Origin of the sequence: Achromobacter sp. 77 (assembly GCF_020541125.1) — a bacterium.
Classification (GTDB): Bacteria; Pseudomonadota; Gammaproteobacteria; order Burkholderiales; family Burkholderiaceae_B; genus Achromobacter; species Achromobacter mucicolens.
The window spans coordinates 3,892,467-3,918,809 of record NZ_CP059848.1; the positions used below are offsets into that span (position 1 = coordinate 3,892,467).

The following is a 26,343-nucleotide window of genomic DNA, read 5'->3' on the forward strand; positions in this document are numbered from 1 at the left end:
AACGCGGCGATCCCGAACGGGATCGCGTGCGCCGGCGCGCCGCGCCGGGCGCGATCAGGCCAATCAGCCTCGGCCTTCGCGCTTGGCGCGCGCGTGCGGGTCGTTGATTTCGGCTTCCAGTTCGGCGATCAGCCACTGGAACCAGCCGTTTTCCGTGCGGGCATAGACGGCGGCCGCCGGCGTCTTGCCTTCGCGCCAGCCCGGCTGGTGCGTGTCCATCCAGGCCGACAGGCTCTTGTGCGGCGCCAGCAGGCCGGACAGCCAGGACCACACATAATCGGGCACGTTGCGGCGAAAACCCTTGGCGCTGGCGTAGATGGTGGGCTCAAGCGGCAGGTTGCCGGCGCGAGCCAGTTTGGCCTGCGTCCGGCGAAGCGTCTCGACCGCAGCCTGCAATTGTTCGGTGCTGAGCTTTTTCACGTAACGACTCCTGATTCTGGTTTGAGCGGATTATCGCCGCAGGGCGCGGCGCTTACCAAGCTGCCATTCACTTTTTCCGCGCTGGCGCAAGCCCCAGCAGAAGCGTGGCGGCAAAACGCTCTCCAGGTTCCAGCACCTGCATGCCGGTTCGGGTCTCGCCCGCCGCCGCCAGATTGAACGCATCGGCCACGTTGCTGACCGGTTCCACGCAAAGGAAATCCGCGCCCGGCGCCGTGTAGACCACCAGATGCGCGAACGCCGGGTCGGCATGCAGCGCCAGTTCGTGGCCGTCGGGCCAGTGCAGCGTCGCGCGGCCCTGCCATTGCGACAGGTACGTGTCGCAGCCTTCGGCGGACTGGCGCAGCTCTCGCACCGTCGTCGTCTTGCTGCCCGTGGGCAAGCCATTCTCGTCCGCCGGCCAGATGCGCCGGGCGTGCAGCGTGACGCGCTGCGCCGTGAAATACGGATGGATGCCCATCCCGCACGGCATTGGCGTGTCGCCTCGATTGGTGATGGCCATCTTCAGGCTCAGCCCACGGCTGTCCAGCCGCCAGCGCTGCACGCATTCAAACGGCCAGGGCCAGCCCAGCACGCCGGCCGGCTGATCCAGCACCAGATCGACACTGTCGGGCGTCAGATTGCGGACCTGCCATGACTGGAACAGCCCCGAGCCATGAATCGCCTGCGGCCGGTTGGGCACGGACTGCAATGCGTAGCGGGCGCCATTGAACGTGAAGACGCCATCGCGGATCCGGTTGGAATACGGCGCCAGCGGATAAGATCCGGCGCGCGGCCATCGGCCCGCTGGCCATTCGGTGGCGGTCAGCGGCACGATCCAGTCGTGTCCGCCGGTGGACAGCCGCGTCAGCCGGCCGCCCCCGCCGGGCGCGAACTCGGCGTGGTGGTCGCCGCTGGAAATGGACACGCGCTCGCTGGCATCCAGCACGTCAGGAACGGCAATATCGGGCATGGCGTTGAAACTCCCGCGGCGTCCACACGCGCCACGTCGGGACGATTGTGCCCGGCGGCGCGTTGGGGCTGCAAGTTGGCGCGGTCGTGCGACCGGTCAAGCGCCCCGCGCGGCCCACCCCAGATCAGTGGGCGCCCGCCGGCCTGCGCGTGTCGGCCTTACTGTCCTTGCTGCGCCGGGAATTCGTGTCCAGGGCGCCGTTGTAGTTTTTCCGGCTGGAAGACGATGAGCCATCGCTATAGCGGGTGTCGTAACCGCCCGTGTAGTTTTTCCGGCTTGAAGAGGAAGAGCCGTCGCTGTAACGCGTATCGTAGCCGCCGGTGTAGTTTGACCGGCTGGTGGAGTTGCTGCCATCGCTGTAGCGGGTATCAAAACCGCCAGTGTAGTTTTTCCGGCTGGTGGAGGTCCTGCCATCGCTGTAGGTCGTATCGAAGCCGCCTTGGTAGTTGGAGCGGCTCGACGACGTGGTGCCATCGTCGTACCGGCAATCTTCCCCGCCCTGGTAATTGGCTCGGCAGCTGTCTGCCTGGGCGCCCCCGGCGGCGAGCAAGGAAAGCACGACGAAAGACAGCATGGATTTGACTTTCATTTTGATCCCGATGGCGTGGAGGTCGATGTCATCTCACCGCGTTGCTATGCGGCCAGGCAACTACCATAGCGACATTTGTCGCGGGCAACTGCGCGTCCATTTCCGAAGGTTATTTCAGCCGATTTCGGCGCGATTCAGCCTGTTTCGTATGCGCACCATTCGTCCAGGCGCCCAGTCATGCGAAAAATCGCAACCCGCCGCCAAATCGCCACGCCGCTGTTCAGCGGCGCCCTCCCCGCCCCGATACAATCACGGGCATGAATTCTGCACTGCAAAATACCGCCGCCGACGCCCACGCGGGCCACACCCCCATGATGCAGCAATACCTGCGCCTCAAAGCCGAGGCCGGGCCGTTGCTGTTGTTCTATCGCATGGGCGACTTCTATGAAATGTTCTACGAAGACGCCGAGCGTGGCGCGCGGCTGCTCAATCTGACACTGACCAAGCGGGGCTCGTCCAACGGCGTGCCCATCCCCATGGCTGGCCTGCCGGTGCATGCCATGGAGCAATACCTGGCCCGGCTGGTGGCGATGGGCGAGTCCGTCGCCATCTGCGAGCAAATCGGCGATCCGGCCGCCTCGAAGGGGCCGGTCGAGCGCCGCATCGTGCGCATCGTGACGCCCGGCACCCTGACCGACGACGCCCTGCTGCCCGCCAAGGCGGATCGCGCGCTGGCGGCCATCTGCGTCAGCGGCAGCGCTCGCGCGCCGCGCGCGGGGTTGGCGTGGCTGAATCTGGCCAGCGGCGAGTTCCGGGTGACCGAATGCGCGCCCGCGCAGCTGGAATCGGAATTGCACCGCATTGCGCCGGCGGAGATCGTTTGCGCCGACACCGCGGAGTTCGACTTTCCGTTCGAGGGCGCCCGCTCCCGCGTGCCGGACTGGCACTTCGAAAGCGACGGCGCGCGCGCACACCTGCTGGCGCATTTCAAGACGGACACGCTGGCGGGCTTTGACATCGAAGACATGCCCGCCGGCATCTGCGCGGCCGGCGCGTTGCTGCGCTATGCCGCGCGCACGCAGTCGCAGGCGTTGGCGCACGTGCAAAGCCTGTCGGCCGAGCGGCCCGGGCAGTTCGTCCTGCTGGACCCGGTCACGCGCCGCAATCTGGAACTGACGCAGACGCTGTCGGGCGAAGACTCGCCCACGCTGTTCTCGCTGCTGGACGGTTGCCGCACGCCGATGGGCAGCCGCCTCTTGCGCCGGTGGCTGCATCACCCCTTGCGCGAAAACGACCAGGCGCTGGCGCGCCAGCAGGCCATTTCGGCGCTGCTGGCCGGGCGCATGGACGTCGAGCAGACCTTCGGCTCGGCGGGCCTGCTCGAAGCCCTGCGCGCCGCGCTGAACGCCTTTCCTGATATCGAGCGAATCGCTGCGCGTTTGGCGCTGCGCTCCGTGCGCCCGCGCGAGCTCGCCAGCCTGCGCGACGCGCTGCAGGCCTTGCCCGCGCTGGCCGATCTGGTCGAACCGATGTCGGCCTCGCCGCGCATCGGCGAACTGATCTCGCATCTGTCCGTGGATCCTGCCCTGGCCGCCCTGCTGGTGCGCGCCATCGCGCCTGAGCCTGCCGTGGCCATCCGCGATGGCGGCGTGCTGGCAGCCGGCTTTGACGCCGAACTCGACGAGCTGCGCGCATTGGCCGCCGACGGCGGAGACTTCCTTGTCCAGCTCGAAGCGCGCGAGCGCGAGCGCACCGGCATCAGCAACCTGCGCGTGGAGTTCAACCGCGTGCATGGCTTCTATATTGAAGTCACCAAGGGCCAGGCGGCGAAGGTGCCCGAAGACTACCGCCGCCGCCAGACGCTCAAGAATGCCGAGCGCTACATCACGCCCGAGCTCAAGACCTGGGAGGACAAGGTGCTGTCCGCGCAGGACCGCTCGCTGGCCCGCGAAAAATGGCTGTTCGAGCAATTGCTCGACGTGCTGGCCGAGCACGTTCGCCCGCTGTCCGACTGCGCCGCGGCGCTGGCCGAGTTGGATACGCTGGCCGCGCTGGCCGAACACGCGCAGCGCCACGACTGGATCGCGCCCGAGCTGTCCGAGCAGGCCGACATCGACATCGAGGCCGGCCGCCATCCGGTGGTGGAACGCGCCATCGAACGCTTCACCCCCAACGGCTGCCGTCTGGATCCCGCACGGCGCATGCTGCTCATCACCGGCCCGAACATGGGCGGTAAGTCGACGTACATGCGGCAGGTGGCGCTGATCGTGCTGCTGGCGCGCATTGGCAGCTTCGTGCCGGCCTCGCGCGCCCGGATCGGCAAGATCGACCGTATCTTCACCCGCATCGGCGCAGCCGACGACCTGGCGGGCGGACGCTCGACCTTCATGATGGAAATGACGGAGGCCGCAGCCATCCTGTCGGCCAGCACGCCCAACAGCCTGGTGCTGATGGACGAAATCGGACGCGGCACGTCCACGTACGATGGCCTGGCGCTGGCATGGGCCATTGCGTGCCGCCTGCTGTCGCACAACCGCGCGCTGACGCTGTTTGCCACACACTACTTTGAGCTGACCCGCCTGCCCGCCGAGCAGCCCACGGCCGCCAACGTCCACCTGGCCGCGGCCGAGTCGGCGGGCGGCATCGTCTTCCTGCACGAAGTGCGCGAAGGCCCCGCCAGCCGCAGCTACGGAATTCAGGTGGCCCAGCGCGCCGGCGTGCCCGCCGCCGTCATCCGGCAGGCAACGCGCGAACTTGAACGCCTGGAAGCGCAAGGCGCCCCCACGCCGCAGCTGGGGTTGTTCTCGGCTGCTGCCGAGGCCGACGCCCAGGCGTATGCGCAGGCCGAACGTGCAGACACCATCGAGGCGCTCGACTCCCTGCGCGAGGAGCTTTCCGCCATCGACCCCGACAGCCTCACCCCGCGCGAAGCGCTGGATGCCCTTTACCGCTTGAAGAAGCACCTCCAATGAACCTCGATCATCCGCTTGCGCTCCTGGGCAATCAAAGCCCCAACGACTTCATGCGCCGTTACTGGCAGAAGAAGCCGCTGCTGATCCGCCAGGCCATTCCGGCGTTCAAGCCGCCCGTCACCATCGCGGCCATCAAGAAACTCGCGCGCCGCGACGACGTGGAGTCGCGCCTCATCTGGCGCGAGAACGGCGAATGGCAGATGGAAAACGGCCCCTTTGCGCGTCTGCCCAAGGACAACGAGGGCGACTGGACGCTGCTGGTGCAGAGCGTGGACCTGCACAGCGATGCGGCCGCCGAGCTGATGGCCCAGTTCCGGTTCATTCCGGACGCCCGCCTGGACGACGTGATGATCAGCATCGCCAGCCACGGCGGCGGCGTCGGCCCGCATTTCGACAGCTACGACGTGTTCCTGCTGCAGGCCGCGGGCGAGCGCGAATGGCGCTATGGCCGCCAGAAGGACCTGTCGCTGGAACCGGACTTGCCGCTCAAGATCCTGAGCAACTTCCAGCCCGAGGAAAAGGCGGTGCTGGCGCCCGGCGACATGCTGTACCTGCCGCCGCAGGCCGCCCACGACGGCATTGCCATGGGCGATGGCTGCATGACGATCTCCATCGGTTTCCGGGCGCCGACGCAGGCGACGCTGGCGCGTGGCCTGCTGGAAGCGGCCGCGGACCAGGTCATGGCCCGCGTGGGCCTTCTGGGTGGCCCCTACGGCGAACCCGCCCTGCCCGGCCCGAAGCTGTCGGCCGTCTACCGCGATCCGGCACAGCCGGCCGTGGACACGCCCGCGGCGCTACCCGACGCACTGGTGGCGGCCACGCTGGAAACGGTGGAAAAGCTGCGCTTTGACGACGCGCTGGCGTCGCGCTTTCTGGGGTGCTGGCTGACCGAGCCCAGCAACCTCAGCGTGTTCGATGCGTCCGAGGGGATGGACGTCGATCTGGAGGAAGACTGGCCCACGTCGGGACGTCTGGTGCTGGACCGCCGCAGCCGCATGCTCTATCGCGGCAAACAGCTGTTCATCAACGGAGAAACCGCCATGACGCCCGCGGATGCGGCGTTGCGCCTGCTGGCCGATTCACGTAGCCTGGATTGTGCGCATCCCGCCTGCGCCCGTCTTTCCGACGAAGCACGGGCATGTCTGGCCGATTGGCTGGACTCGGGCTGGATTCATTACCGAGCCGAGTAGTATCTGGAAACGTTCGCGTATCCGTGTCACACAGAAAGAAATCAGGTCTGTAAACCGGGTCACATCAAGAAAGACATAACACCAAGCTGAAAGGTTTGTTGCCGTTGGGATGCGAACGATTTAACTTTCCTACGCGATCGGCCTGAACCTTCCTGTAGCCTGAGTTCTGGTTTCCCCTAACGGGGTTTCAAGAGTCGTCATCTACAGGAGTTCAAATAATGATGAGCAAAACCTTGATTATTGCCTCGGTGCTGGCCGTCGCGCTCAGCGCTTGCAACAAGAAGGAAGATGCCCCGGCGCCGGCGACCAGCCCGACTCCCGGCGCCACCACGCCCGCACCTGGCGGCACGCCGCCGGCCTCGCCCGCACCGGCGGCCCCGGGCACGACGCCTGGTTCCGGTTCGACCACGCCGGGCGGCTCGACCACCCCCGCGTCGTAATCCTTCAGGCACGAACCCCCGCACTGAAGACGCAAAAAAAACCCTGGCATGTGATGCCAGGGTTTTTTTGTGCCTTGCCGGAACGTAAGCGACGGAAGTCCGCGCTTGCCGCCGGCCGGGCATGGGGCCCCGACCGGGGGCCCTGCCGGTGGCCGCTGCGCGTGAGCGCGCGGCCCGGCGGTTCTATTACATCTTGTCCTTCAGGACGCTCAACAGGCGCTGCGCGGTCGGGCTGCTGTCCGGCGTACCGTTGGCGTCCAGGACCGAGACGGTCGTCTGTTCGCCGTTGCCCACCAGGTGGATGCGGTACTGAGCTGCCTGCGCCTTCTTGTCGCCAGAGAACATGCGGCTGAAGAAGCCAGGCTGTTCCATCTTTTCGCCGGTGTCGGTGTCGACATAGCGGACGAAGTAGTCGCCGGAGGAACGATCGCGGTCATCGACTGCGAAGCCGCCGCCATCGAGCGCCACGCCGACACGACGCCAGGCGCGGTCGAAGGATTCGCTGACGATGAGCGACGCGCCCTGGGCACGAACGTCCTGCTGCACGGCGGGACGCTGCGGCGAGGCCTCGGCCTGCTGCACCAGCTTGCGGGCGTTGTCGACGTCGGTACCCAGGAAGACCATCATGCGCGCCAGCATGGCGGCGTTCAGGCCCGGGTCTTCCTTGCCGTTCTGCCACTGCACCTGGCCGCCGTCGGAACCGACACGCTTTTCGAGCATCTGGCGGTGGCTGACGTAGATTTCGGTGTGACCGTTGACGCGTTCGACGCGGGTGCGGAATTTCTCGCGCTCGCCGCTATCCCACGCCGATTCCAGCACCGCCCCCAGCGCCTGGCGCAGCCAGCTTTCGGGGATCTTGGCGCGGTTCTCGGCCCAGTCGGTTTCGATCAGGCCGGCACCGGGATTGTTGGTGGCGACGGTAAAGCCGCTTTCGGTCCAGAAGTCGATCAGGCGGGGGAAAACCTGCTCGGGCGGACGGTCCACGACGAGCCAGCGCAGATCGCCGTCGCGTTCGACGCGCATGTCCGAACGGTTGGGAAGCACGTTGCTGGTCTTCGGGGCGCTGGCCTGGGCCACACCCTGTTGCTGGAATTCAGAGAAGGTGGTGGAACCCGAGGCCGGCGCGCGGTAGCGGGGATCGCTATTGGCCTGCGTCAGGTCGGGCGGAATGCTGAGAGGCTCTCCACGCTGGTTTACCGCGCTCTTGTAGTCGACCGATTCTTCATTGCCCAGGAATTGGTTGACCTCGGAGCACCCGGCCAGCAACACCAGAGACATCAATGCCGACAAACCGGCATGACGTTTGTTCATACGTTTCCTCACGATATTTAGAGCAGTCCCGTTTCCTGGAGCGCATTGCGCACCGTTGCGTGATGCTGCGCGCTCAGTTCGACCAGCGGCAGCCGGTAGCCCAGCGCGCTGCGGCCCATTTGGGCCAACGCCCACTTGACGGGGATGGGGTTGGCTTCGACGAACAAAACCTTGTTCAGACGCGCCAGGAACGCGTTAAGTTCACGGACCTTGGGCACATCGCCCGCGAGGGCGGCGGCACAGAGGTCGCGCATGAGCTTGGGCGCCACGTTGGCCGTGACGGAAATATTGCCGCGTGCGCCCAGCAGGATCAGGGCCGCAGCGGTGGGATCGTCGCCGCTGAAGACCTGGAAGCTGGCAGGCGCTTCGCGCAGCAAGAGGCCGCCGCGGGCGATGTCGCCGGTGGCGTCCTTGATGCCGATGATGCCCGGCACCTGCGCCAGGCGCAGGATCGTCTCGTTGCTCATGTCGGCAACGGTGCGGCCCGGCACGTTGTAAAGAATGGTGGGCAGGTCGACGGCTTCGGCGATGGTGCGGAAGTGTCGGTACAGGCCTTCCTGCGACGGCTTGTTGTAGTACGGGACGACCGACAGGCCAGCCTGCGCGCCCACTGCCTTGGCGTGGCGGGTCAGGTGGATGGCTTCGTCGGTGGAGTTGGCGCCCACGCCGGCAATGACCGGAATGCGGCCGGCGGCATGTTCGACGGCAACGCGGATGAGTTCCGCGTGTTCTTCCATGGAGACCGTGGGCGACTCCCCGGTGGTGCCCACCACCACCAGCGCGTCGGTGCCTTCCTGGACGTGCCAGTCGATCAGCGACCGGTAGGCAGCGTAGTCCAGGCTGCCATCGGGTTGCATTGGGGTGACCAAGGCCACCATGCTGCCCTGGAAATTAACGCCTGCGGCGGTAGCAGGGGATGCCATAGATGTCGGGCTCCAAAACCCCGCGGCGGGATTGCCCCAGGGCCTGATTCAGTGAAACCGCTGAGTTTAACGGATATTGGGTGGAATCTTACAGAAACCACTGAACGATCGTCGTTCCCAGCCCGAGCACCGGTTGCATCAATAACCAGAGCACATCGGTGACCAGCAGGACAATGACGATGATCAATCCATACGGCTCGATTTTCGAGTATTGCCAGGCCAGGCGATTGGGCAGCAGGCTGAAGAGAACGCGTCCGCCGTCCAGCGGCAGGATGGGCAGCAGGTTCAGCGCCATCAGCACCAGGTTGACGTTGACGCCCGCCACCGCCATTTCGAACCAGAAGCTTTCGTGCAGGCCGCTTTCCATGAAGAGCCGCAGCGACAGCGCCCACAAAATGGCCATGAACAGGTTGGCGGCCGGTCCGGCCAGCGCGACCCAGGCCATGTCCTTCTTGGGACGGCGCAGGCGGCCAAAGTCCACGGGCACCGGCTTGGCCCAACCGAAGAGCAAGCCGGGACTGCCCATGAGCTTGGAGGCCAGCAGGATGGCGACCGGCACCAGCAGCGTGCCGACGGGGTCGATGTGCCGCGCCGGGTTCAGGCTGACCCGTCCGGCCTGGTAGGCGGTCGGATCGCCCAGCATGCGCGCCACGTAGCCGTGCGCCGCCTCATGCAGGGTGATGGCGAAGATAACCGGTATCGCGTAGACCGCAATGGTTTGGATGATGTCATTCATGGCGAACCGGATTGTAGATGAGCCGCGCGCCAGCGCGGCGCGTCTCGTGCATCGTGGCGAGGGGGAATATCAGACAAGTCCGAGGGTAGCGGGATCGCCGCGGCCCAGGCGCACGACGACCGGCTCGTCGCCGGTCAGGTCGATCACGGTGGTGGGCGCTTGCGGGCAGGCGCCCGCATCGATGATGGCGGCCAGATCGTGGTCGTAGCGCTCGCGGATTTCCTCGGCGTCGTTCAGCGCCTCGGTTTCATCCTTGGGGATGAGCGTGGTGGACAGCAGCGGCGAACCCGCCTGTTCCAGCAAGCCCAAGAGGACGGCGTGATCCGGCACACGGATGCCGATGGTCTTGCGCGAGGGGTGCGACACGCGCCGCGGCACTTCCTTGGTGGCTTCGAGGATGAAGGTCCAGGGGCCGGGCGTCGCGGCTTTCAGCAGCCGGTATTGCTTGTTGTCGACGCGGGCGAAGTGGCCGATTTCGGCCAGGTCGCGGCACAGGAGGGTGAGGTGATGACGTTCGTCCAGTCCGCGAAGGCGGCGCAGCCCGTCGGCGGCGCTTTTGTCGTCCAGGCGGGCGACGACGGCGTAACTGGAGTCGGTGGGCACGGCCACCAGGCCCCCGTCATTGAGCCATTGCGCGGCTTGCTTGAGCAGCCGCGGCTGGGGATTTGCGGGGTGGACAGAGAAATACAAAGCCATGGGTTTATCCTAACATCCTTGAAGGCCGCCCAATAGCGCGGCGATGCAAAATGGCGGTAATGACGATCCGCCCGGAGAACCAGTATGCGCCTCGATAATTCGCGCCAGAGCGACAATGTGGAAGACCGCCGTTCCAGCGGCCCACGAATCGGCGGCCGCGGGACCATTGGCATAGGCACGATAGTACTTGCCTTGGTGGCGATGTACTTCGGCGTCGATCCGCGCGTGGTCCTGGACATGGCGGAAGGCCCGGCCGTGCAGGAGCAGGCGCCCGCCTCGGCCCCGCCAGCCAACGATCCCCAGGCGGTCTTCGTGTCCAAGGTCCTGGGCGAAACCGAAGACGTGTGGACCGGCATCTTCCAGAAGGAACTGAACCGCCAGTACGTCGAGCCCAAGCTGGTGCTGTTTCGCGGCGCCACGCCCACGGCCTGCGGCACCGGCCAATCCGCCATGGGCCCCTTCTACTGCCCGGGCGACAGCAAGGTCTATATAGACCTGTCGTTCTTCGACGAACTGCAGAACCGGTTCAAGGCCCCCGGCGATTTCGCGCAGGCGTACGTGATTGCGCATGAAGTCGGCCATCATGTGCAGCACCTGCTGGGCATCTCGGACCAGGTGGACCAACTGCGCCGGCGCAACCCCTCGCAGGCCAATGCGTTGTCGGTTCGGCTGGAACTGCAGGCGGATTGCTTTGCCGGCCTCTGGGCGCAGCGCGCGGATGCCGCGCGCAACATCCTGGAAGGCGGCGACGTCGAAGAAGCGCTGGCGGCCGCCACCGCGATCGGCGATGACCGCCTGCAGAAGCAGAGCCAGGGATACGTCGTGCCCGATGCCTTCACGCACGGCAGCTCCGCGCAGCGTGTGCGCTGGTTCAAGCGTGGCCTGGAAAGCGGCAGCATCAAGCAGTGCGACACGTTTGGCGCGACGTCTCTGTGACGCCCGGCGCTGCGCGGCTCTCGCCCGCTCCGGGCCGCACGGCGCCAACACCTGTATATCCATCCAGGCCACAGACCCCGGCCGTCTTCATCTTGTAAGATTACGCCCCCTCGCAATGCTGCGCGCGCGTGTTTTCACCGCGGCGCGGCGGGGCGCCGCGCATGCCGCATGCACGTTTTGCTTCGCGCGCCCCCAGACCCTAGATTCGTTTCCATGGCCAACAAGTTCGAACCGCTAATCACCGTTGATGAGGTGCAAGAGATTCTTGCCGAACCCAAGGAAACCGCCAAGCCGATCCTCTGGCTGCCGAAACCCGCCGCGGGCAATGCCCAGTGGATGGAGTTCAGCTGTCCATGCAAGATCAAGGGCGAGGTGCGCGAAGACGTGATCTTCCGCGTCATGTACCGGGGCGCGCGCACGGCGGTGCATGGGCAGGCCACCATCTTCCTGACCGAGGCGTTCTGCGCCAGTCTCTTCGTGGGCCCGCACCGGGTGTATGGCGTCGATACCGACGATTCGTTCCACACCAGCCTGGTGGGCGCGGACCGGCCGCAATACCGCAAGCCGCTTGCCGACCGCAGCCATGAACACATCTGGGTCGAGGAAGGCGAAGGCTATGCCGAGCCCATCGTGCCCGCGCTGGACACCATCGGCGCGCTGATGCAGTATTTCCTGCCGCGAGCGAACCTGACGCTGGCCGGCGGCTTTGCGCATCCCCTCAAAGGCCGCCAAATCGAACTGATCCTATGAGCAATTTTCTGGAAGCCTCCGGCTGGACCGTCCTGCCGGCGGGCGAACACGCCATTCGCGCCGTCTCTCCCATGACGTTGGGCCTGGACGGCCAGCACGCCGCCTTTTTCATCGCGCATCCCGATGAGTCGTCGTTCTACCTGACCGACGCCTGTGAGACCGCCATGCATGCGTCCAGCTTTGGCATCGACGTGGCGGCCAAGCGCATCGACATCCTGAACGAAACGCCGGGCGTCACGCTCGCCCATTTCGACCGGTCCGGCGCCATCGTGGCCGAAGGTCCGATCGAGCAGTTGCAGGAAGCGCTGTGGGACGCGGTGAAGCTGGCGATGGCCTTGTCGTTCCAATGCGCGAAATGGATGCCGCGGTTCAGCCAGCTGCGATTCCGCGCGCAGGTGGGCCGCGCGCTGGCCGAAGGCGTGGGCGTGAACCGCATGGTCAAGGGCGCGCGCGCCAAGGGCAGCAGCGGTCACACGGCGGACTTCGCGTACGCGGTGCGCGCGGCGGGCAGCACCGCCCTCACCTACATCGAGCCGATCGCCCTGAAGGCGGGCAAGAAGATGGACTGGACGCAGGTCTACCAGACCCACGGCAAGATGTCGGATGTGAAGATGGCCGATGCGCGCAACTCGCGCATGGTGATTCTGGAAGACGGCGCATCGGCCGAGGAATTCAAGAAGGCCGTGACGATCCTGGAGCAGTCCGCCACCGTGCAGACGCTGGCCAAGACCCGTGACTGGCGAGAGGTGTTTTCGGCCTAGCCGTCTCAGGACGGCGTGTTGGTCAGGCCGTCGACGATTTCGCGGCCGTGCACGATGGCCGCATGCACGGCCTCGCGCGGACTGTAGACGAAGCCGCCGCCCGCAAACTGGGGCACGGGGTATTCGTCGCCGCCTTCGAGTATGGCGCCTGCCTGGACAACCATCACCGAGGCAGTGAAGACAGGGCCGCTGGCTTCGGGCGGGGGCTCGATAGCGCCGCCGCCCCGGGACACCTTGGCCGTGAGGCGGTATCCCTTGTAGATCAAGTTGTTCTGATGCACTTCGGTAGTCCTCTATCTGCCGACGAGCATACTCCGTGATTTCATGACAATCCGGATAAGTTTTGTAACTCAAGCAGAAAATAGAAACACTGTTGCGCCAACGCAGGCATGTCCCCGTTTCTCAAATGTTGAGAAGCGCATCCGCTTTCATGCCTGAAAGGTAGCGCCGGCGCGGCTTGCGAGCCGGCGCCTGCGCTGCACGCAATGGCGCCCACCGCCAATTCCGGGGGATTACCCTAGGGTCTGTTGCGAAAGCGCATCCTCGGACATATTCATCCCTGTCACGCGCATGTAGTCGTCCAACCGCCAGCCCTTGCCAAGCAGGATCATGCGGGTATGCAGGTCATCGCGCACGCGGGGCGCCACCTCGCGCCCCAGATAGGTGAGCTGCTTGCAGCGCAGGTCCACGTAACCAAGCGCATAGTGGCGCGACAGTCCCATCCACAGGCGGTGCGCCCCGACGGACTGGCGGGCGCCGCTAAGAATGCACAGGCCCGCGTCCAGCGCCCACCGGTACACCGCGGTGGCCAGGCCCATGCCTTGGTAGGGCGCTGCGTACTTCGAATGCGGCGCGCGCACGTAGGGATCGGCGCGCCGGCCCACTTCGATCAGCCGGTTGAACACCGTATAGCCCGCCAGCCGGTCCCGCCGCACGTCCACCACATACACGTAATACTCGCCGTCGGCCTCGCGATAGCGAAGCACGATGCCAGGAATGTCGGTCTTTACCTCCGGCAATCCATGCAGGCGGTCCATCGGACGATTCATGCGGTTGTGGATGGCATCGAGCTCCTTGTCCACTTCTTGGGGACTATGATTAACGTCGATGCGCAATTCCGTCACGATCGACATGACGTGACGGAACGCGTGCAAGGCCAGCGTAGGCAAGGCCACCTCCTGTACAGGGTTGAAGAACGGTCCGCGAGGGACGGGAGACGTAAAAAAAGCCGCATCCGCGGCTTGAAAAGTTGTGTGCGGGTGCACCGCCGGTCAGGGCGGTGAATGGGGCCAGGCGAGGAATCGGTCACGCGGCTGCATGCGCGTCCCTTTGGGCTGCGGGCTGGTCGCCCGCCAAGCCAAAAAATGCCGGGAATTGCCGCTCGCCCTTGGCCGTGATGCGCAATGCGCGCGAGTCCAGGTCCTTTGCGACCCAGCCGCGCGCGAGCAGCGCGTCGAGCAGCGCCGCGCCCAAGGCGCCGCCCAGATGAGAACGCCGTTCGCTCCAGTCCAGGCACGCGCAAGCGAAGCGGCGGCGGCGCTGGCGCGCCGGGGCCACGTCGACGCCGACTTGCGCGAGCGACGCTTCGCCCAGCGGCGTGAGCACATAGTCGCGCCCGTCCGGCGTCAGCCAATGCCGGCCCAGCATCGCGTCGTGGATGCGCACGGCCAGCGTGCCGGCCATGTGGTCGTAGCAGGTGCGGCTGTCGCGCAGCGCGGACGGCGTGGTCGGCTTGAACGGCGCGCGCTCGGCGCCCGCCACCACCAGCAGCGCCTCCAGCGCGTGGCCGACCTCGCCGCTGGCCAGGCGGTAGTAGCGGTGCTTGCCCTGCACGGCCATTTCCACCAGGCCCTGATCGCGCAGGCGCTGGAAATGGCTGCTGGCCGTGGACGCGCCGATGTCGGCGGCCGCGGCCAGTTCCGTGGCGGTGCGCGCGCGGCCGTCCAGCAACAGGCACAGCATGCGTGCGCGCGCGGGATCGGCGATGGCGCCTGCCACGGCGGACAGGTTGATGTCGGCGAACTCGGAATCCATGATTCGATATCGGCCAAAGTGTTGTGTGTAGGCCGTAAGCATACTTCGCCGCATCGAAACTCGCATCAATCGCCCAGACCATGTCCGCCTCCCCTCCCTTTTTTGGCTGGAAAGTCCTTTGCGCCACCTTCGTGCTCGCCGTCTTCGGTTGGGGCGTGGGTTTTTACGGTCCGCCGGTATTCCTGCACGCCGTCGTCCAGCGCACCGGCTGGAGCGTCGCGCTGGTATCGGGCGCGGTCACGCTGCACTTTTTGGCCGGCACGGTGGTGGTGGCCAACCTGCCGCGCCTTTACCGCCGCATCGGCGTCGCCCGCACGACCGCCGGCGGCGCGGCGCTGCTGGCCGTGGGCGTGGCCGGATGGGCGGTGGCGCAGACGCCCGCGCAGCTGTACGCCGCCGCGGCGTGCAGCGGGATGGGCTGGGTGACGTTGGGCGCCGCCGCGGTCAACGCCCTGATCGCCCCCTGGTTCGTGCGGCGGCGTCCGGCCGCCCTGGGCATGGCCTACAACGGCGCCAGCGTCGGCGGCGTCGTCTTTTCGCCGCTATGGGTGTTCCTGATCGCGCATGCCGGCTTTGCGCACGCGGCGCTGTGGGTCGGGCTGGCGATGGTCGTTGTCATCGGCGTACTGTCGCGCAAGGTGTTTTCGGTGACGCCGCGACAGCTTGGCCAGGCCCCGGACGGCGACGCGGGGGGCAAGCCGCCCACCGCCACCCAGACCGCGCCGGCGGCCGCCGGCCCGCTGCGCCGCGACCGCGCGTTCGTGACGCTGGCCGCAGGCATGGCGCTGGGCCTGTTCGCCCAGATCGGCCTGATCGCGCACCTGCTGTCTCTGCTGGCGCCGCTGCTGGGCGCGCAGACGGCGGGACTGGCAATGGGACTTGCCACCGCCAGCGCCATCGCCGGACGCTCGCTCGTCGGCTGGCTGATGCCTCCGGCGGCCGACCGCCGCCGGATCGCCTGCGCGGCCTATGCCGTGCAGATCGCCGGGTCGCTGGTGCTGATGTTGGCCGGGGACCACGCGTGGGCGGTGTGGGCGGGCGTGGTGCTCTTCGGGTCGGGCATCGGCAATGCCACGTCCCTGCCGCCCCTGATCGCGCAGGCGGAGTTCGCGCGCGAGGACGCGGCCCGGGTGGTGCCCCTGATCGTGGCGCTGTCGCAAGGCGCCTATGCCTTTGCGCCGGCCGCCTTCGGGGCGCTGCGGACCCTGTTGCAGCCGACGGGGCTGGCGCTGCCGGGTTTCCTGGCCGCCGCCGCCGTATTGCAGTTGGCCGCCATCCTGTGCTTTGCCGCGGGTCGTGGCGCCCACGCCAGGCGCGGCGCGCTCTGACGCCTCAGGCGCCGCCGCGCCGCGCCACCAGGCCGGCCATGACCGCGTCGTCGCGTTCGTTGACCAGCCCCTCTGCCACGCCCTCGCGATCGGCCGCGTTGCGGTTCTGGCTGACCTTCCATTTGCCTTCGATGCGCGCGATGGGAATTTCCACGCCGATGATGGCGCGCATCTGCGCGGCGATGAAATCGGCGGGCGCCTCGTCCACGCGCCACGGCTGGGCGCGCGCACGCTCCTGGCTGTCGGTCAGGGCCTCCAGCTGGGCGCGCAGCCACGCCGGATCGTCCTGGATGACAGGCGTGCCCCACACGTGGACAGCCACGAAATTCCAGGTGGGCACCACCTTGTGCGTCTCCGCCTTGGTCGCGTACCAGGACGGCGTGATGTAGGCCTGCGCCCCGTGAAAGGCCACCAGGCACTCGCGTCCCGAAGCCAGCTCGGCAAGCTGCGGATTGGCGCGTGCCACGTGCAGGCGCAGGACGCCATGCGGGCCTTCGGGATAAAGCAGACAGGGAATGTGATTGGCCATCAGCCCGCCGTCGCCGCTGGTGCAGACGACGCCCAGCGGGTGGGCGCGGATGAACTCGTGCTGGATATCCAGCGAATCTTCGCGAAAGGCGGACGGCAGGTACATGATGGCGGCGCGATGAAAAGGTCGGGAAAGCGACAACATACCGCGCGCGTGGCCCCACTGAAAGAGCCACACCCTCCGGGTTTCATGGAGCCAAGCACCTCGTGCGCCAACTGGCGCCGCCAATGCGTCTCGCTGCTATCGTCGGGATCGCGCGTAGGCGGCGTTCATGCGTTCGCGGGCCTCGGTTTCATGCGCAAAGGCGCGATCGTAGTTTTCAAGGCAGCCGGGCGTGGGACTGGGCCATTGGATCGCGGCGATCGCTTCGGTCAGTTCATCGCGGGCCCGCTGCCATTCCTTGACGGCGGCATACCATTCGTTGGCGGTGTCCATAGATGTCTCCTTCTATGTGCACATGCCCATCGTAGCGCTGGCCACAGCCGGCAAGACAGCGTTTTCGCATGGCCAGAAGGATGATGCGGCCAGGCGCGCAGCCGATGCCCGCAGCCAAAAAAATAGCCGCGGCAGCGCGAGTTTCGGGCAGATAATTGCCAGCATGAATCGTGCCGGTCGTGAGTCCGCCGCCGCGGACGCCGTTGCCTGAAAAGGAAAGCCCCCATGAAGCCCAACCTCGCACTGTGCGCGGCCTGCTGCGCACTCATCGGACTGGCCGGTTGCACCAATCTGCCCAAGGCCAAGGACTATTCCACCGCGCTTGGCGAACCCCAGAGCCAGCTCCAGCAGGACCCAAACTGGAGCGGCGGCCGCATCTGGGTCCGGCCGGGGCCGCCGATCGGCAGCCAGTTCGACAAGAAGCTGCTCTTGGAGAATGTGACCTACATTCCCGGCGACCGGCCTGACGAGTTGGACTTTCGCGACAATGCCGAACTGCGGCAGCGCGTGCTGGACTACATGAACGCCGCCTTGCGCCGGGAGTTTTCGCAGGCCGGATATCAGTTGATATCGGCGCCCGCGCCGCGCTCGGTGCGGCTGCGGGCCGCCATCACGGGCACCTTCCGCAACGATCGCGATCCGCGCCCGGGCGAATACGTGCCGATCGGCTACGTACTGGGCCAGACGGCCAAGGCCGCGGGCCTGCGCGATCAATCGGCGCGGCTGTTGATCGAAGCCTCCGCGCGCGATGCCACCACCAACCAGCTGCTGATCGCCTCGATGGGCGCCGTCACGGGCAGCAACCTGCCCGAGAGCCGCAAGCCCACGGCGGCCGACGTGCAAGGCGCCATCGACGACTGGGCGCGCCGGGTTCGCGAGCAATTCGACCGCATCTGGGTCGCGGAAATTCCCAAAACGCCGTGATGCGCGGGTGACCATTTTCCGCTGCATATCACGATGTGATGAATATTGACGTCAACCCTCACTTACCCAGGGACCACGGCTAATGCTACTGTTCCGCCTGTGCAAGGAGTACATGCAATGGATCAGAAAACAAAGCCCTGGGCATTTCCCAAACCCCACCCCGAAAACACGCCACGCGGCGAGCGCAACAAACAAGAGTTCGACACGCCGCCCAAAGAAGAAAAGCCCGCGGCCAAACCGCGCGCCAAAAAGCAGACGCCTGCGACAGGACGGGCTCGCCCGTGAGGCTGGCGGCAAAGGTCTGTGCGTCCGCCGGGGCAGCGCTTTGCGCGCTGTCCATGGCCGCCGCCGCAACGCCCGACCTGCAGACGGGCGACATGGTTTTCCAGCAGTCGCGATCGGCGCAAAGCCTGGCCATCCAACAGGCCACGCATTCGCCCTATAGCCACATGGGCATGATCGTGACGCGCCAAGGCCAGGCCTACGTGCTCGAGGCCGCGGCGCGCGTCAGCTACACCCCCCTCTCGCAATGGATCGCGCAAGGCGAGGGCGGCCATTACGTCGTCAAGCGGCTGCGCGACGCATCGCAGCTCACGCCCGACGCGCGCGCCCGCCTGGCCAAGGCGGGCGCCGCCTATGTAGGCAAGCCCTACGATCTGGTGTTCGCCTGGTCGGACGACCAGATCTATTGCTCCGAACTGGTCTGGAAGATCTACGAGCGCGTCCTCGGCGTGCAGATTGGCGCGCTGGCCCCGCTGAAAAGCTTCGATCTGGCCTCGCCCGCCGTGCAGGCCAAGATGCAGGAACGCTACGGCAAGCGCATTCCCTGGGAAGAACCCATCATCTCGCCGGCCGCCATGTTCGCGTCGGACCAACTGGTGACCGTCGGCACCTTCTGACGGCGGCGCCGCGCCGATAACGGCGCGCGCCGTGGGGCATCATGCCTGCGCCGCCCGCCTGAAACGCTCAGCGTACCGGCACGGTGTCCTTGTAGAGCACCCCGTCCTTCATGATGACCAGGAAGTTTTTCTCCGGGTCACCGATCAGCGAGATGTCTTCAATGGGGTTGCCATCGACCAGCAGCAGATCGGCAAGCGCTCCCTCGCGCACCACGCCCAGGTCGCCGCGGTAAGGATTGCGCTTGCCCGACAGCTTGAGCAATTCGGCGTTCGTGCCGGTCGCCATCATGAGCGTCTGTGCCGGCGTGTACCACCGCGTGAGGCTGGCAAGGATCCTGCCCTGCTGCGCCGCCAGCTGGCTGGAAAAAAGGATGTCGGTGCCGAACGCCGTCTTCAGTTTGTACTTGATCGCCAGCTGATAGGTCCGGTCGGTGCCGGCAAAGACCTCCTGCGCTTTTTGCCATTGGTCCGAGCCGCGGGGAAAGGCGTCCGCCAGTTCGTCCGGGAAGGGCTGCGTGCTGAGCCATGCGCCCGATCGGGCCATCAGCTGCGCCGTTTCCTCGTCCATCATGCTGCCGTGCTCGATGCTCTGCACGCCCGCCTTGATGGCCCGCTGGATGGCGGTGGGCGTGTAGGCGTGCACCGCCACGTAGGTACCCCAATCCGTCGCGGCCTCCACCGCCGCGCGAAGTTCGGGCTCGGTGAACGTCACGACGTCCAGCGGGCTGTGCGGCGACGACACGCCTCCGCCGCCGGTCAGTTTGATCTGCGTCGCGCCCTGCATGAGTTGCTCGCGCGTGCGCAGGCGCACTTCGTCGGGGCTGTCGGCAATGGTGCTGTCGCCGGCCAGATCGTGCCGCGACGCTGGCGCCCCTAGCGTGCGCGGCAGGTCCGCCATCGAACGGAAATCGCCATGCCCGCTGGTCACGCTGATCATCGCGCCGGACGGGTAGATGCGTGGGCCCGGGATCACGCCCTGGTCCACCGCCTGCTTCAGGCTGAACGCCGAGCCGCCCAGGTCCCGCACCGTGGTAAAGCCGCGCATCAGCGCCTTGCCCGCCTCCACGCCCGCGACAATGTTCAGGTAGGTCGGATCCTGGGTCATCGCCACGGCCAGCGGCACGCCGACGAACATGCTGTGCCAGTGCATGTCGATCAGCCCCGGCATCAGCGTGCGCCCGCCGCCGTCGATGACCCGCGCGCCGTCGGCCGGCACCTTGTCGCGGGACACCTTCTCGATGACGTTGCCGTGGACCAGCACGCTGCTCGCCGGACTCAGCTCGCCCGACACGCCGTCGAAGATGCGCACATTTTCGAAGAGGATCCGGGAATCGGCCGCGGCCTGCGCGCCCGGCGGCGGCGCCGCTTGGGCCGCGGGCAAGGAATGGGAATGCGCCGACCCAGCCCCGAAAATCAGCAATGCCGCCGTGAATGCAATACCAGTCCTGACAACCATGATCGCGCCTCTGGGTAAGTCATCCGCCCTCAGGACGGAAACAGGATCGGGATCAGCATCACGCTGACCACCAGGGAAAACAAGGTCAATGGCGTTCCGATCTTCAGATAGTCGGCAAAGCCAAAGCCCCCCGCCACGCTGACCAGCGCATTGGACGGCGTGGACACCGGCGACATGAACGCCGCGGACGACGCGATGGCCACCGTCATCGCAAACGCGTAGGGCGAAGCATGCAGGCTTTCGGCGATGCTGATCGCCACCGGGCCCATCAGCACGGCAGTGGCCGTGCCCGACACCACCACGCCCAACGTGACGGTCGCCACGAACACCAGCGCCAGCTGTCCGTAGATGCCCCAGTCGCCCGAATAGTGCAGCAGGAACTGCGCGGCCATATCGACGCCGCCGCTGCGCTTGAGCGCCAGCGCAAAAGGCAGCATGCCGACGATCAGGATCAGCGCGCGCCAGTTGATCGACCGGTACGCCACGTCCAGCGTCACGCAGCCGAACAGGCCCATCATCAGGCCGCCGATCAGTCCCGCCATCACGTTGGGCACCCAGTCGGTCAGCATCAGGAACACGACCGTCGCCAGCGAGAACAGCGCGTGAAGGGCGCGATTGGGCACCGGCACCAGCGAATCGGCTTCGACCGGCATGGCCAGGCTGACCAGATCGTGCTCTTCGGCCTGCAGCGAGAAAATGCCTGCCCACGGGCCGACCACCAGCAGCGTGTCGCCCACGCGCATCTTTACATTCGGCAGGTCGCGCATGGCCTCCTTGCCGCGCCACAGACCGACAACAAAGAGCCCGTGCCGCGCCAGCACCACGGACTCGCGGGCATTCGCGCCCTCCAGCCGCGACTCCGAGGGGATGATGACCTCCACCATGCCCACGTCGCGCGCCTGATCGGTGAAGTACACCCCGGACATCGCCAGCCGCTTGACCTGATGCCGGGCGCAGAATCCGTCGATGTCGAAACCCTCGGCGTCCATGTCCAGCAACAGGATGTCGCCCGCTTCCAGCACGTCGTCCGCCGTGGGGCGCATCACGGCCCGGGCGAAGCGCGAATGGCGTTCGATCGCGATGACGAACGCCGCCTTGCCCAGTTCGCCCGCCCACATGCCAAGCTGACGTCCGGCCAGATCGGAGTCGTCCTGCACCAGCAGGCGGCAGGCCCGGTTCTGCAGGGAATACTTGGTGGCCCAGTCGCCGAAGCTGGGCCGGTTCGCGGCGCGCGGCCCCTGGCCCGCGTCGATCAGATTGCGCGCAAACAGCATGTAGGCGATGCCGCCGGCCAAGACGACAATGCCGATCGGCGTGAAGTCAAAGAAGCGAAAGCCCTCGTAGCCCGCATAGCCCAGCGCGCTGTTGAGCACCAGGTTCGGCGTGGTTGCCACCAGCGTCAGCATGCCGCTCATGGCTGCCGCCGCGCCCATGGGCATCAGGATCCGGCGGCTGGCCATGCCGGACTTGCGCGCGATCCGCAGGACGATGGGAATGAAGATGGCGACCACAGCCGTAGAGCTCATCACCGCGCCCATCGAGCCGACGGCCCCCATCACCAGCAGCACCAGCCATCCCTCGCTCTTGCCGCCATGCCGCAGCAGCAGGTCGCCCACGGCCTGCGCGACGCCCGTGCGCACCAGCCCCTCGCCCACGACGAACAGGCAGGCGATCAGGATGATGTTGGGATTGGAGAACCCGTCCAGCGCCTCGCGGTAGGTCACCGTGCCGCTCAGGGGCAGCAGCAGCATGACCAGCAGCGCCACGGCATCGGACCGGGGCCGCCCGATGACAAACAGCACGACAGCCGCGCAGAGGATGGTGAGTACGATTGCCAGTTCGCTGACCATTGCCGTGCGGCTCCTTCGCGCGTCCCTAGAACGCCGTGTTGCCCGTGCTGATCGCCCACACGCCAATGCCGCACGACACCAGCACCAGAATCAGGATCGGCCATTCATACGGGGCAAAGATGTTGCCGCGCTGCTCCCGGCGGGAGATCAGAAAAAGGATCGTGCCAGGCGCATAGATGACGCAAGACAGGACGAAATACCGGAAACCGCCCGCGTACACCAGCCCGGCCGCATAGACCGTAGCGGCCACCGCCAGCGCCAGCTCGACCTTGCGCCGCCCGCTCCAGCCGTTATAGGTTTCGCCGCGCACGGTCAGCATCAGCCCAAACGCGGCCACGAAGAAATACGGCATCAGGCTCATCGAGCTGGCCATGTTCTTGAGCAGCACGAAGGTGTCTTCGGTAAAGAGTGTGACGATCAGAAAGAGCTGCACGATGCCGTTGCTGAGCCAGAGCGCGGCCGCCGGCACGCCGTGCCGGTTTTCGCGGCCCAGGAACGACGGCATGATGCCCGCGCCGGCCGCGGCGCGCAGCACTTCGGCCGCCAGCAGGATCCACGCCAGATAGGCGCCCGCCACCGACACCATCAGCCCCACGCTGACCAGCATGCTGCCCCACGGCCCGACCACCGCGCGCAACACGCCCGCCATGGACGGATTGCGCAGCGCCGCGATCTCCGCGCGCGGCAGCACGCCGTACGACAGCATCGTCACCATCACCAACAGCGCCAGCACCAGCAGAAAACCCACAATGGTCGCAACCGCCACGTCCTCGCGCCGCTTGGCGTAGCGCGAATAGACGCTGGCGCCCTCCACCCCCAGGAACACGAACACCGTGACCAGCATCGTGTTGCGCACCTGCTCGAAAAGACTGCCCTTGCCTTCACCGCTGAGCCCCTCGGCGATGTTCGCGCGCAGCACGTCCAGGTCGACGGCAAAGGCGGCAAAGACGATGAAGATCGCGATCGGGACGACCTTGGCGATGGTGACGACCGTGTTCATGCCGGCGGCCTGACGGATGCCGCGCAGGATCAGGAAATGGGTGGACCACAACAGCACCGAAGACACCAGCACGGCCGGCACGGTATCGCCGTCGCCGAAGAATGGCAGCACGGCGCCTAGCGTGCCCTTGAAGATGACGAAGTAGCTGACGTTGCCCAGGCAGGCGGCCGTCCAGTAGCCCAGCGCCGCCAGAAACCCCAGATACAGCCCGAAGCCGGCCTTGGCGTACGCGAAGATGCCCGTGTCCAGATCGGGACGCCGGCGCGCCAGGAACTGGAAGACCATCGCCAGCGTCAACATGCCCGTGCCGGCAATGGCCCAGGCCACCAAGCCGCCCACCGGACCGGTATTGCGCGCAAACACGCTGGGCAGCGAAAAGATCCCCGCCCCCACCATCGAGCCCACCACCATGGCGGCAAGCGCCATGCGAGAAAGTTTGGCAGTTTCCCCGCTCACGATCTTCTCCTGAAAAAGACCCAGTGCTTGCCCTGCCCGCGCGGCCGTCCCCCGCCGGGACGGCCGCGCGCGCCGATCCCTCGCTAGGCGGCATCCCGCGAGATCGGGCACGTCATGCAATGCCCGCCGCCGCGGCCCCGGCCCAGTTCCGCGCCGACGAAGGTGATGACCTCGATGCCCGCCTTGCGCAGCAGCGTGTTGGTGTAGACGTTCCGGTCATAGGCCAGCACCACCCCGGGCGAGATGCAGACCAGGTTGGCGCCGCTGTCCCACTGCGTGCGCTCGCGGACATAAGCGTTGCCGCCCGTCTCGACCACGCGCATCTTCTTGACGCCCAACGCCTCGCCGATCACGTCCACCAGCGAGCCCTTGTCCTTGTGCAGCTCCAGCGAGCCCGGGGTGTTGCCCGGCCGGTACGAGAACGCCTGGACGTTGTTGACGATGTCGGGATACATCAGCACGCAGTCGCGGTCCGCGAAGGTCAGCACGGTATCCAGGTGCATGGCCGCCCGCAGCTTGGGCATGGCAGCCACGATCACCCGGTCGGCCGCGTTCTTGGCAAAGAGCGTGGCCGCCAGCTGGCTGATGGCCTGGCGCGACGTGCGTTCGCTCATGCCGATCATCACCGTGCGGTTGCCGATCGGCATGACGTCGCCGCCTTCCAGCGTGGCCAGCCCGTGGTCGGCCGTGGGATCGCCCCACCAGACGTTCACCTTGCCGGCAAAGCGCGGATGGAACTTGTAGATGGACGACGTCAGGATCGTCTCTTCGTGCCGCGCGGGCCAGTAAAGCGGATTGAGCGTCACGCCGCCGTAGATCCAGCAGGTCGTGTCGCGCGTGTACAGCGTGTTGGGCAGCGGCGGCAGCAGATATTCCGTGACGCCTGCGGCCTCCTTGATCAGCATGAGCTGTTCGCCGCCCACCGACTCGGGAAACTCGTCGGTCGACAGCCCCCCGATCAGCGTCTCGGCCAGCTTGCGCGGCGCCAGCCCGTCCAGGTAGCTGCGAATCTCATCGAGCAATCCCAGCCCGACCTGGTTCGCCACGACCTGGTTGTCCAGGATCCACTTCTTTGCTTCGGGTATCGCGACCGTTTCGGCCAGCAGGTTGTGCATTTCCAGCACGTCCACGCCGCGGTCCCGCATCTTGGTCATGAAGTCGAAATGGTCCCGCTTGGCGTTGTCGACCCACATGACGTCGTCGAACAGCAACGCATCGCAATTGGAGGGCGTCAATCTTTCGTGGGCGCGTCCTGGCGCGCAGACCATCACCGTGCGCAATTGCCCGACTTCTGAATGGACTCCAAATTCCTCGGTATCAGCCATGACTAGCTCCCAGACGTTAAATGGCGATCCAGCCGTAGATCAGGCCGACAATGGCGGCCAGAGCTCCGACGCATGCCACGATGAATACGACCAACTCCCAACCAGTGAAGAACGACCTGCCCTGCTCGCGCCGGGCCCAGAAGTACAGGACAGACCCGGGCGCGTACAACAGCGCCGACAGCAGCAGGAATTTCAATCCGCCGGCGAGAATCATGAACACCGTGTAGACGGCCGCGATGCTGGCAAGCGTCAGGTCGCGCTTGCGGTCCTTGCCGTCGACATACGTCTCGCCGCGCTTGGCAAGCTGCCAGCCGAAGCCGGCGACCAGCAGGTAGGGAATCAACGACATCGCGCTGGTCAGGCTCAGCATCAGCGCAAAGGCGTCGCGGGACCAGTACGTGCTGATGACGAACAGCTGCACGATGATGTTGGTCACCCACAGGGCCACGACCGGCACGCCGTTCTTGTTCTCGCGGGCGAACGCGCGCGGCATGTCTTCGTTCTTGGAAGCCGCGTGCATCACTTCCGCGCAGATCAGCGACCAGGCCAGATAGGCGCCCAGCACCGAGATCAACAGGCCCACGCTGACGAACACCGCGCCCCACGGACCCACCACCGATTCCAGCACGCCGGCCATCGACGGCTGGCGCAGTCCGGCGATGTCGCTCTGCTGCATGACCGCATAGGGCAGCAGCGACACCAGCACCATCAGCAGCAGCGCCGTCACAAAGCCGATCAGCGTGGCCACCCCCACGTCCGAGCGCTTGGACGCGAACCGCGAGTACACGCTTGCGCCCTCGATCCCCAGAAATACGAAGACGGTCACCAGCATGGTTCTTCGCACCTGCTCGAACAGGCTGTAGCCGCTCATTTCGCCCCAGAAGTTGATGCGGAACAGGTCGACCTTGAACGCCACGAACAGCACGACGATGAACACCAGGATCGGAATGATCTTGGCGACCGTTACGACCGCGTTGATGAACGCCGCCTGCTGCACGCCGCGCAGGATCATGAAGTGAAACAGCCAGATCCCCACCGATGCCACCGCGATGGCGATGACCGTATTGCCGTCGCCGAAAACGGGAAAGAAGGCGCCGAGCGTGGACTTGATCAGCACCCAGTACGACACGTTGCCGATGCAACTGCCGATCCAGTAGCCAAACGCGGACAGAAAGCCCATATAGTTGCCGAAGCCCGCCTTGGCGTACGCAAAGACGCCCGCGTCCATGTCGGGCTTGCGCTCGGCCAGCGCCTGGAACACGCGCGCCAGCGTGTACATGCCCGCCCCCGCAATGATCCACGCGATCACCGCGCCGACGACGCCCGTCGCCCCGCCAAAGGTCCTGGGCAGCGAGAAGATCCCGGCGCCGATCATCGACCCCACCACCATGCCGGTCAAGGCAAGCAATCCAAGCTTCTTGGGAGTACTGCTTTCCATCATGCACCTCCAGTAATGAGCAAAGACGTGAGCGG

General features: G+C 66.2%; 26 protein-coding genes. 9 read left to right on the forward strand and 17 right to left on the reverse strand.

Annotated features, from left to right (window positions below):
- Positions 1-63 precede the first annotated feature (63 nt).
- The 3 genes from H4P35_RS17950 to H4P35_RS17960 form a co-directional block, all read right to left on the reverse strand.
- Positions 64-420, reverse strand: a complete 357-nt coding sequence (locus H4P35_RS17950) for a hypothetical protein (RefSeq protein ID WP_056323418.1) — start codon at positions 418-420, stop codon at positions 64-66.
- A gap of 67 nt (positions 421-487) precedes the next feature.
- The gene (locus H4P35_RS17955; RefSeq protein ID WP_226846407.1) at positions 488-1,390 is read right to left on the reverse strand and encodes an aldose 1-epimerase; all 903 of its coding nucleotides are present in this window, start codon (positions 1,388-1,390) and stop codon (positions 488-490) included.
- Between the two features lie 124 nt (positions 1,391-1,514).
- The gene (locus H4P35_RS17960; RefSeq protein ID WP_180098245.1) at positions 1,515-1,979 is read right to left on the reverse strand and encodes a hypothetical protein; all 465 of its coding nucleotides are present in this window, start codon (positions 1,977-1,979) and stop codon (positions 1,515-1,517) included.
- A 257-nt stretch (positions 1,980-2,236) separates the two neighbouring features.
- On the opposite strand from H4P35_RS17960, the gene mutS reads away from it, so the two are divergent.
- The 3 genes from mutS to H4P35_RS17975 all read left to right on the forward strand — a co-directional run bounded on the left by mutS (position 2,237) and on the right by H4P35_RS17975 (position 6,521).
- Positions 2,237-4,891 carry a DNA mismatch repair protein MutS gene (gene mutS / locus H4P35_RS17965; RefSeq protein WP_226846408.1) on the forward strand — a complete coding sequence of 885 codons (2,655 nt, stop codon included), beginning with the start codon at positions 2,237-2,239 and terminating at the stop codon, positions 4,889-4,891.
- Positions 4,888-6,081 carry a cupin domain-containing protein gene (locus H4P35_RS17970; RefSeq protein ID WP_152385029.1) on the forward strand — a complete coding sequence of 398 codons (1,194 nt, stop codon included), beginning with the start codon at positions 4,888-4,890 and terminating at the stop codon, positions 6,079-6,081. Before mutS ends, H4P35_RS17970 begins: the two co-directional genes overlap by 4 nt.
- A 218-nt stretch (positions 6,082-6,299) precedes the next feature.
- The gene (locus tag H4P35_RS17975) at positions 6,300-6,521 is read left to right on the forward strand and encodes an endopeptidase (protein ID WP_081101139.1); all 222 of its coding nucleotides are present in this window, start codon (positions 6,300-6,302) and stop codon (positions 6,519-6,521) included.
- A 186-nt stretch (positions 6,522-6,707) separates the two neighbouring features.
- On the opposite strand, the gene bamC is transcribed toward H4P35_RS17975, so the two are convergent.
- The 4 genes from bamC to H4P35_RS17995 all read right to left on the reverse strand — a co-directional run bounded on the left by bamC (position 6,708) and on the right by H4P35_RS17995 (position 10,187).
- A complete protein-coding gene (gene bamC / locus H4P35_RS17980; RefSeq protein ID WP_128828750.1) occupies positions 6,708-7,832 on the reverse strand; it encodes an outer membrane protein assembly factor BamC in 1,125 nt (374 codons plus the stop codon).
- Positions 7,833-7,849: 17 nt separating this feature from the next.
- On the reverse strand, positions 7,850-8,755 hold the full coding sequence (gene dapA / locus H4P35_RS17985) for a 4-hydroxy-tetrahydrodipicolinate synthase (RefSeq protein ID WP_056323399.1): 906 nt from the start codon (positions 8,753-8,755) through the stop codon (positions 7,850-7,852).
- A gap of 88 nt (positions 8,756-8,843) precedes the next feature.
- Entirely contained in the window at positions 8,844-9,491 is a 648-nt protein-coding gene (locus tag H4P35_RS17990; RefSeq protein ID WP_056323397.1) for a site-2 protease family protein, read from the reverse strand.
- 69 nt (positions 9,492-9,560) lie between these two features.
- Positions 9,561-10,187, reverse strand: a complete 627-nt coding sequence (locus H4P35_RS17995) for an L-threonylcarbamoyladenylate synthase (RefSeq protein ID WP_056323394.1) — start codon at positions 10,185-10,187, stop codon at positions 9,561-9,563.
- Between the two features lie 84 nt (positions 10,188-10,271).
- Between H4P35_RS17995 and H4P35_RS18000 the strand changes: the two genes are divergently transcribed.
- From H4P35_RS18000 to H4P35_RS18010, 3 genes are all read left to right on the forward strand, one after another.
- On the forward strand, positions 10,272-11,123 hold the full coding sequence (locus H4P35_RS18000; RefSeq protein WP_128828751.1) for a neutral zinc metallopeptidase: 852 nt from the start codon (positions 10,272-10,274) through the stop codon (positions 11,121-11,123).
- A gap of 213 nt (positions 11,124-11,336) precedes the next feature.
- Positions 11,337-11,873, forward strand: coding sequence for a hypothetical protein (locus H4P35_RS18005; protein ID WP_056323388.1), 537 nt, complete (start codon positions 11,337-11,339; stop codon positions 11,871-11,873).
- Positions 11,870-12,634, forward strand: a complete 765-nt coding sequence (locus H4P35_RS18010; RefSeq protein WP_142054209.1) for a DUF1828 domain-containing protein — start codon at positions 11,870-11,872, stop codon at positions 12,632-12,634. Before H4P35_RS18005 ends, H4P35_RS18010 begins: the two co-directional genes overlap by 4 nt.
- Positions 12,635-12,639: 5 nt before the next feature.
- On the opposite strand, the gene H4P35_RS18015 is transcribed toward H4P35_RS18010, so the two are convergent.
- The 3 genes from H4P35_RS18015 to H4P35_RS18025 form a co-directional block, all read right to left on the reverse strand.
- The gene (locus H4P35_RS18015; protein ID WP_062842113.1) at positions 12,640-12,915 is read right to left on the reverse strand and encodes a hypothetical protein; all 276 of its coding nucleotides are present in this window, start codon (positions 12,913-12,915) and stop codon (positions 12,640-12,642) included.
- Between the two features lie 231 nt (positions 12,916-13,146).
- On the reverse strand, positions 13,147-13,803 hold the full coding sequence (locus tag H4P35_RS18020; RefSeq protein WP_226846409.1) for an N-acetyltransferase: 657 nt from the start codon (positions 13,801-13,803) through the stop codon (positions 13,147-13,149).
- A gap of 136 nt (positions 13,804-13,939) precedes the next feature.
- Positions 13,940-14,668 carry a helix-turn-helix transcriptional regulator gene (locus H4P35_RS18025; protein ID WP_180100509.1) on the reverse strand — a complete coding sequence of 243 codons (729 nt, stop codon included), beginning with the start codon at positions 14,666-14,668 and terminating at the stop codon, positions 13,940-13,942.
- Positions 14,669-14,748: 80 nt separating this feature from the next.
- Here H4P35_RS18025 and H4P35_RS18030 point away from each other — a divergent pair, with 80 nt between their 5' ends.
- Positions 14,749-15,996, forward strand: coding sequence for an MFS transporter (locus H4P35_RS18030; RefSeq protein WP_226846410.1), 1,248 nt, complete (start codon positions 14,749-14,751; stop codon positions 15,994-15,996).
- Positions 15,997-16,000: 4 nt separating this feature from the next.
- Here H4P35_RS18030 and H4P35_RS18035 read toward each other — a convergent pair whose 3' ends face one another.
- Both H4P35_RS18035 and H4P35_RS18040 read right to left on the reverse strand, forming a co-directional pair.
- Positions 16,001-16,630: an FMN-binding negative transcriptional regulator gene (locus H4P35_RS18035; RefSeq protein WP_226849493.1), complete on the reverse strand. Its 630-nt coding sequence runs from the start codon at positions 16,628-16,630 to the stop codon at positions 16,001-16,003.
- 135 nt (positions 16,631-16,765) lie between these two features.
- The gene (locus H4P35_RS18040; protein WP_056323375.1) at positions 16,766-16,960 is read right to left on the reverse strand and encodes a hypothetical protein; all 195 of its coding nucleotides are present in this window, start codon (positions 16,958-16,960) and stop codon (positions 16,766-16,768) included.
- A 225-nt stretch (positions 16,961-17,185) separates the two neighbouring features.
- On the opposite strand from H4P35_RS18040, the gene H4P35_RS18045 reads away from it, so the two are divergent.
- Positions 17,186-17,884, forward strand: a complete 699-nt coding sequence (locus H4P35_RS18045; RefSeq protein ID WP_180100511.1) for a DUF3313 domain-containing protein — start codon at positions 17,186-17,188, stop codon at positions 17,882-17,884.
- A gap of 338 nt (positions 17,885-18,222) precedes the next feature.
- A complete protein-coding gene (locus H4P35_RS18050) occupies positions 18,223-18,783 on the forward strand; it encodes a YiiX family permuted papain-like enzyme (protein ID WP_226846411.1) in 561 nt (186 codons plus the stop codon).
- A 67-nt stretch (positions 18,784-18,850) separates the two neighbouring features.
- Here the strand turns inward: H4P35_RS18050 and H4P35_RS18055 are convergent, their stop codons facing one another.
- The 5 genes from H4P35_RS18055 to H4P35_RS18075 form a co-directional block, all read right to left on the reverse strand.
- Positions 18,851-20,239 (reverse strand): amidohydrolase family protein, encoded by a 1,389-nt coding sequence (locus H4P35_RS18055; protein ID WP_226846412.1) that lies wholly within the window; start codon positions 20,237-20,239, stop codon positions 18,851-18,853.
- 29 nt (positions 20,240-20,268) lie between these two features.
- Positions 20,269-22,089, reverse strand: coding sequence for an SLC13 family permease (locus tag H4P35_RS18060; RefSeq protein ID WP_226846413.1), 1,821 nt, complete (start codon positions 22,087-22,089; stop codon positions 20,269-20,271).
- 25 nt (positions 22,090-22,114) lie between these two features.
- On the reverse strand, positions 22,115-23,545 hold the full coding sequence (locus H4P35_RS18065) for a basic amino acid/polyamine antiporter (RefSeq protein ID WP_223576324.1): 1,431 nt from the start codon (positions 23,543-23,545) through the stop codon (positions 22,115-22,117).
- Positions 23,546-23,628: 83 nt separating this feature from the next.
- Positions 23,629-24,870: an arginine deiminase gene (arcA, locus tag H4P35_RS18070; protein WP_056323362.1), complete on the reverse strand. Its 1,242-nt coding sequence runs from the start codon at positions 24,868-24,870 to the stop codon at positions 23,629-23,631.
- 16 nt (positions 24,871-24,886) lie between these two features.
- On the reverse strand, positions 24,887-26,308 hold the full coding sequence (locus tag H4P35_RS18075) for a basic amino acid/polyamine antiporter (RefSeq protein ID WP_226846414.1): 1,422 nt from the start codon (positions 26,306-26,308) through the stop codon (positions 24,887-24,889).
- Between the last annotated feature and the right edge of the window lie 35 nt (positions 26,309-26,343).